The 6,101-nt window shown below is 55.7% G+C and carries 5 protein-coding genes; 4 read left to right on the top strand and 1 reads right to left on the bottom strand.

Going from position 1 to position 6,101, the window contains the following annotated elements:
• Positions 1-171: 171 nt before the first annotated feature.
• A complete protein-coding gene (locus BLT50_RS18645; protein ID WP_090030799.1) occupies positions 172-531 on the bottom strand; it encodes a hypothetical protein in 360 nt (119 codons plus the stop codon).
• A 115-nt stretch (positions 532-646) separates the two neighbouring features.
• Between BLT50_RS18645 and BLT50_RS18640 the strand changes: the two genes are divergently transcribed.
• From BLT50_RS18640 to BLT50_RS18625, 4 genes are all read left to right on the top strand, one after another.
• Complete coding sequence (locus BLT50_RS18640; protein ID WP_090030797.1) at positions 647-2,275, top strand: winged helix-turn-helix domain-containing protein; 1,629 nt, start codon at positions 647-649, stop codon at positions 2,273-2,275.
• Positions 2,276-2,551: 276 nt separating this feature from the next.
• On the top strand, positions 2,552-4,348 hold the full coding sequence (locus tag BLT50_RS18635) for a bifunctional helix-turn-helix transcriptional regulator/alpha/beta hydrolase (protein WP_090030795.1): 1,797 nt from the start codon (positions 2,552-2,554) through the stop codon (positions 4,346-4,348).
• A gap of 231 nt (positions 4,349-4,579) precedes the next feature.
• A complete protein-coding gene (locus BLT50_RS18630; RefSeq protein WP_090030793.1) occupies positions 4,580-5,149 on the top strand; it encodes a rhodanese-like domain-containing protein in 570 nt (189 codons plus the stop codon).
• Between the two features lie 111 nt (positions 5,150-5,260).
• Positions 5,261-5,794 carry a UPF0149 family protein gene (locus BLT50_RS18625; protein ID WP_090030791.1) on the top strand — a complete coding sequence of 178 codons (534 nt, stop codon included), beginning with the start codon at positions 5,261-5,263 and terminating at the stop codon, positions 5,792-5,794.
• The last annotated feature ends 307 nt before the right edge of the window (positions 5,795-6,101 follow it).

Here is a 6,101-nt window from a genome sequence, read left to right as displayed (position 1 = left end):
CTCGAACGGTGGTCAGGAGCGGCTGTCTCATCTGTAAACAGCCGCTCTCAACGCTAATGCCCGACGGTGCCCGCATCTTGGCGGCGCTCCGACGTGCATTCCGCTCATCGGCAGGCGCATGTGCTTTCGGAAGAGGTAGCGCCTGCCGATGCGTGTTCCGTGCGAAATGCCTCAGCTCGTGCAGAACTCGCAGTGGGTTTCCTCAAAGAAAGCCCCGCGCGCCTCTACCGGCAGGGAGGACAGGCCGGCCCCGCTCCAGTCGGCCTCCAGCCGATAGAGCGCCTTGGCATCAATGCCACGTCCGAAGATGTAGGCTTCGACATATCCTTCGTTCTTGGCTTCGATCACGATGAAATGGGCGCCGTTGATCTGGACGGCATCGATCTCGCGGATATCAAGCGTTTCGAGCAGGCCCTTGGACGCGCCTGAAACGGGCTTTTCCGTCCGGATCGCGAACTGGTCCGCCGACGCGGCGCAGGTTGTGGCAATAACAAGTGCGATTGCGGCTTGGGTAATTTGCGTGAGTTTCATGTGTCATTTCCTTTCGGTATCGAGTTTCATAGGAATTGCCCGGCAAGGTGTGTTCTTTGGTTAGGCCAAATCTGGACATGCGGGGCGGTGGTGACCTTGATCGGAGGTCGGGAAGGTGCGTTTCGTCAAACGAAGAGACTTGAAATCTTCTGAAATCGACCTTGGGGCGGCGGTTCTCGACTGCTCCGTCGGGAAGCTTTTTGCCAGTGATGGAAGGGAGTTGGATCTGCGACACCAGTCGCGTGAAGTGCTCATGGCGCTTGCGCGAAAGCGGGGTGAGACGGTTAGCCAAGATGCGCTGATCGAAGAGGTCTGGCAGGGCCGCACCGTGACCGCCGACAGCGTCGCGCAATGCATTGCCGAGATTCGCCGAGTATTGGAGGACAGCGACAAGCGGATTGTCGAAACCGTGCCGCGCAAGGGATATCGGTTGGTCCCGCCGCCCGCAGCTGCGACCGAAGCGACGGGTCACCAGCTACGCAGGCGGCGGCTGGTCCTGTTCGCCGTTGCGGTGCTTGTCGCCTGTGCACTTGCCTTCACCCTGCTGCGGCAAGCCGAGCCGCCCGGGCCGCCGGTCATCGCGGTCCTACCCTTCGACGATTTCAGCCCGCCGCAGCACCAAGGCTACCTGAGTGACGCCGTGAGCGACAATATCATCACCCTGCTGGCGCGCTATCCGCAGTTCGTGGTTATCTCTCAACGCTCCAGTTTCACCTTCCGCGACTCCGATCTGGCCATGTCGGAAATCGCCGAACGGCTCGGGGCCGACTACTTGTTGGAAGGCAGCCAGCAATATGACGGGGCGCGCGTGCGCACGATGGCCCGCTTGATCGACGGCGCGACCGAGGCGAGCCTCTGGGCCGATGAATTTGATGTCCCGCTGAATGAACTGTTGCAGGCAAATAGCCGGATCAGCCGCAAGATCGCCGGTGCGGTTGGCGAAAAGGTCGTCGACATGGCCGAGCCCCGCATGTCGGAAGGCGATGTCAGCGCCCTGTTGATCGCGAACGCGGCACAAAGCCGGATTATGCGGAACTTCACGCGGGAAAGCCTGTTGGTCAACATCGCTGAACAGGAGCAATCGATCAGAGACTACCCCGAATCCGCCTGGGGGCCGCTGGGGCAGGCATTGTCGCTTCGGATCGGGCTGCGCTACGGTTGGGTAGAAGGCGATGAAGATGCGATCCGCAAGCGGATGGACGAGCTGGCCCACAGAGCTGTGGAGCTCGACCCCAACAATTTCCTCGCCTTTCATGCGCTAGGGCGCGTTCTTATGTTCAACCGCGATGTCGACGGTGCCATCAACGCGTTCCGCCGCGCAGTCGAGTTGAATCCGTCGTCATCGTTTGCACGCAATGCCTTGGCACAGGCACTGGCGTTCGTCGCAAAAACGGATGAGGCGCTGGAGGAGATCGCCGAAATCGAATTGATCGATCCGCTATACGGGCATGACACGAATTGGACGAAGGCACGGATTCAATGGCAGTCAGGCGCATGCAGCGATGCGCTCGTTACGTTCGGGGCAGCTCCCTCGATGCCCGTTGCCGCAAACAAGACGCTGGCCGCGATCCACCATTGCCTTGGAAACAGCGACAAGGCCAAGGCGGCGATGTCGGATTTCTTGGGAGAAAACCCCGATTGGACCGTGACGCGGGAACGGGCTGTAATCACAGGCGTATGGGCAGCACCCGGACTTGCAGATCGTTGGCTTGCAGCGATGATTGCGACTGGCATGCCTCTCTGACCGGAGCGGCGAACCTTGGAATGGCGGGTTGGCAAGAAGGGCCATTCGCCGTTGTTGCCACATTTCCGCCAATGACCGGATTGTCCGCCACTGCAGACATTGGCCGAGCCCCATCGCAAGACTGCTACCTCCGGACAAAGCTGCCCCTTGTCCAAGTTGAGGCATTCCCAGCGTCGCCATATTCAGAATTTGACAGGTTTTCTTTCTGTGAGACAATCACAGTGGAAAAGCCGCCTAGCGGCAACCGTTTTATTAAGGCGCCATGACCCGGGACTGATGGCCAATATCGAACCAAGAAACACGGACCCAAAGAAATCAAGGGGCTCGACTGAAAGCGCGAAAGACGCAGATGTTGATCAAGGTCGGCTCTACCGAGATCGGCTTATTGCCGCCATATACGAAGCAGCCTCGAATCCTCACGCCTATTGGGATTTCGTGAGAGCGCTATCCAAGTATCTTGAACTGTCAGCCGTAAAGTCTTGGAAAATAGGAGACCTGTCAGAAATCGACATCGGCGTCCTTGAGGCGGATCGAGGACTAGCCCTTCATTTCGAAAACCTGAATAAAAAGCTCGAGAGCGCTCCGGATAGGATTATTCCCGGTAGCCTGCGCGAAAGGATATCTCAAAGACCCGGAATTGCCGTCCTGATTGATGAACATGGAAAGGTCGCGAGTAGCAGCCAAGAGGCGCGGACGGCGTTGAATGGTGCCGCACTGAACCCGTCTCAACTCAGTCAGATGCTGCACGCCGAAGATGCGGTAAGCTTACGCCGCGCGCTAACCGAACACGTTATCCACAAGCGCGCAGTGGCACCGCGAATCCTTCGTGGAGACGGTTTCCATATCATCGTTAGAACGCTTCGTCGCAATTTTGGGAATGAGGATTTTTTGTGTCTGGAAACTCTGGCGGTAGACTGGTCCTCGGATGTTGAGGCAGTTCTTACCTCTTCATTCAAGTTGACGACCGCGGAGTTGCGTGTGCTCAAAGAGCTCGTTGGCGGCGAGACCGTTAAATGCATTTCACGCCGGTATAAGCGTTCCGAAGGAACGATCCGCAACCAGATCAAATCTCTTCTTGCAAAAACCAGCGCGGGAAACCTTGCCAATTTGAACCGAATTGTTGCGCTGATCGCAGATAACATCGCTGGAGGACCAAAACCCACTTCCCTACTCAGCGGTGCGTCGACGTCTCTTGATATAATCACGCTCTCGGATGGACGTACCTTGGAGGTGCGTCTTCAAGGCCCACCCGATGGTTCACCGGTTCTGTTTATCCACGGAATGCTGTTCGGAAGCGAATTACCCAAGTCCACCTTGGAATGCCTGGAAAAGTATAGGCTTAGACTCATTGCACCGGCACGGCCAAACTTCGGGATGTCCGACCCATCTCCTGGATTGCCTGATCATGAACCGGATCGCTTTGTCGATGATCTGGTATCCCTACTCGATCACTATGGCGTTGATAGAACTATTTGCCTGACGAATATTACAGGCTCGGTTTATGGCTATGCTTTAGCCGCAAAGGCACCCAGTCGCGTAGCAGGTCTGGTCAACGCGGCATCGATCGTTCCGGTTTTGAAAGCAAAGCAATTTGTGTCAATGCCGCCGACTCAACGACTGCTTTCCTTTCTAATGCGGTTCATGCCGGCGTTGCTCCCGCCGCTTTTTCAATCCGGCATCGCACAAATAAGAGCTTCAGGGGAAATTCCTTTTTTCGACACGCTTTACGAAAGGGGATCCTGTGACCATCTCATCACTCAACGAACCGATCTTTCTGATTTGATGAAGCGGAGCCTCCATTTTGCCACCGACCAAGGCTACGTTGGTGCTTTCACCGATACGTTTCATATAGTTCGCGACTGGTCATCCTATGCGAACAGAGTTTGCACAGCGGGCCTTCCCAGCATACATGTCCACGGCCTGATGGATCCCCAATACGGCTTCGATGATGTCGCAGAGTTCACCAAGCGCTTCGAAAACATTCAATTGCGCGGCGTTGAAAATGCGGGGCAGCTATTGCTCTTTCAAGAACCTGAACCTGTTTTCCAGGCCGTGGCCGAACTCCTGACCTGACCATCGTCTGCGAGAACAATCTAAAGGACGGCTGGCGGTGGTTTGAAAACGCGTAGCGTCATAATGAACAAGCGCAGATCTGCTCGGCCGATAGCGGTTAGAAAACCAAGATTGTCCCGAGTATCCAATTTTGGACATGACGTAACGTAAGCTTTCCCAAATCCTCTAACGGGCCATCGCAGGCCAGTTGCCAGCATTCTTTCCTGGCAAGGCACGGAGGAGGAGACTTACATGAAACCCATTATTGCACTTATCGCGGCCTCGTTCATGGCCACTGCCGTTCTCTCAGATGAAATCCCGGAAAACAAACGTACACAGGCGGGCCTCTACGTCACATCCGCCGAGGTCGGCGGGATGCTCGAAAACCCCGATGTGCGCCTGATCGACATCCGAAGCCGTGCCGAGGTGTCGTTCCTGGGGCTGCCCGTCCGGGCCAACAAGCACATTCCCTACATGGTCATGCCGATGATGCCCGAATATGACGCGGCCAAAGGCACTTACAAGCTGGAGCTGAACCCGGATTTCCCCAGCGACTTCGAAAGCTATGCACAAGCTGCAGGGATAACGCCAGACACGCCGATCGTCCTGATGTGCCGTTCGGGATCGCGCAGCGCGCGGGCGGCCGACCTGCTGTACAAGATGGGTTATCGCAACGTCTATTCGCTGATCGACGGCTATGAAGGCGACAAGGCCAAGGAAGGACCGCACAAGGGCGAGCGCGTCAAGAATGGATGGCGCAACGCCGGCCTTGCCTGGAGCTACAAGATCAGCGACGCCCAGGCCTACGACGGCGATCTCTGAGCGAACGGAAACCTCCCCTGGGCCCCTGTTTCGCCTTGAGCGGGGGCCCCTTTTTGTAAATATTATGCTATTTCAATCCACGGTGATTGCCCGCATTTTCGTAGGTCTCACATGGACTGGCTTGAAGAGCTTGATGTCTTCTTATCCTCAGACGAAAGTCCAGATGGCTGCATGAAGCTGTCCGACCTCGACGGCTTCATGCATGGCGTGGTTTGCTCTCCACAGAAAATTCACCCTCAAGAGTGGATATCTGTCGCCTGTGGAACGAATGCGTTGGACGTTCCCGACTGGGTCATTGAAGAAATGCTGGCCCATCATGGTGAGATTTACTTGAAACTATTACGTCATAAGCCCCTGGTAGAACCGATCTTCTGGCAGGATCCGGAGGGTCATGTGATCGCGATGGACTGGTGCGAGGGGTTTATGAAAGCTGTCTCTCTACGGGCCAACCTATGGTTAAGGCTAGTGGAAAGTGGATCTCATGGGCATCTCGTTACACCGATTATCGTTCACCTGATGGATGGGAATGATATTGCACCGGTGGGCTTACCCCGGAAAATGCTACACAAGACGCTAGATAAAGCTGCAGAGCAAATACCCGAGGCAGTGGAAGGTATCTTTCAGTTCTGGATAGATCACTCTTAGATTGCTCTAATAACTGAGATGTCACTGCATGTATCTAGGTCTGTTTCGGGCTCAGAGCGGTCTTACACCGCGGCCCGACTGAACGACTACTTTGCGGACTTTCCAGAATTTCAGTATTGCGACGTTTCCTTTTGATATCATCCGACTGCTGCAGTTGGCCATGCCTTTCCACCCCTGCGTCACTGCCCGTATCTCCAAATTTTCACTGCGATTGAAAAATCATTAGCCATTTGAAAGCCTGCAGCGCGGAGAGCCGCCCCAGGTCGTATAGCCCCGCCCTATTTGCGCCACATTTCCGCCTTAATGT

Source organism: Lutimaribacter saemankumensis, from assembly GCF_900100005.1.
Classification (GTDB): domain Bacteria; phylum Pseudomonadota; class Alphaproteobacteria; order Rhodobacterales; family Rhodobacteraceae; genus Lutimaribacter; species Lutimaribacter saemankumensis.
The sequence above is the reverse complement of the archived record's forward strand: the minus strand, read 5'-3'. Positions and strand labels throughout refer to the sequence as shown.

Bases quoted from the DNA above. Each gene is read 5' to 3' on its own strand.
- BLT50_RS18630 (WP_090030793.1), top strand. From the start codon at position 4,580: ATGAAACCCATTATTGCACTTATCGCGGCCTCGTTCATGGCCACTGCC.
- BLT50_RS18625 (WP_090030791.1), top strand. From the start codon at position 5,261: ATGGACTGGCTTGAAGAGCTTGATGTCTTCTTATCCTCAGACGAAAGT.
- BLT50_RS18645 (WP_090030799.1), bottom strand. From the start codon at position 531: ATGAAACTCACGCAAATTACCCAAGCCGCAATCGCACTTGTTATTGCC.
- BLT50_RS18635 (WP_090030795.1), top strand. From the start codon at position 2,552: ATGGCCAATATCGAACCAAGAAACACGGACCCAAAGAAATCAAGGGGC.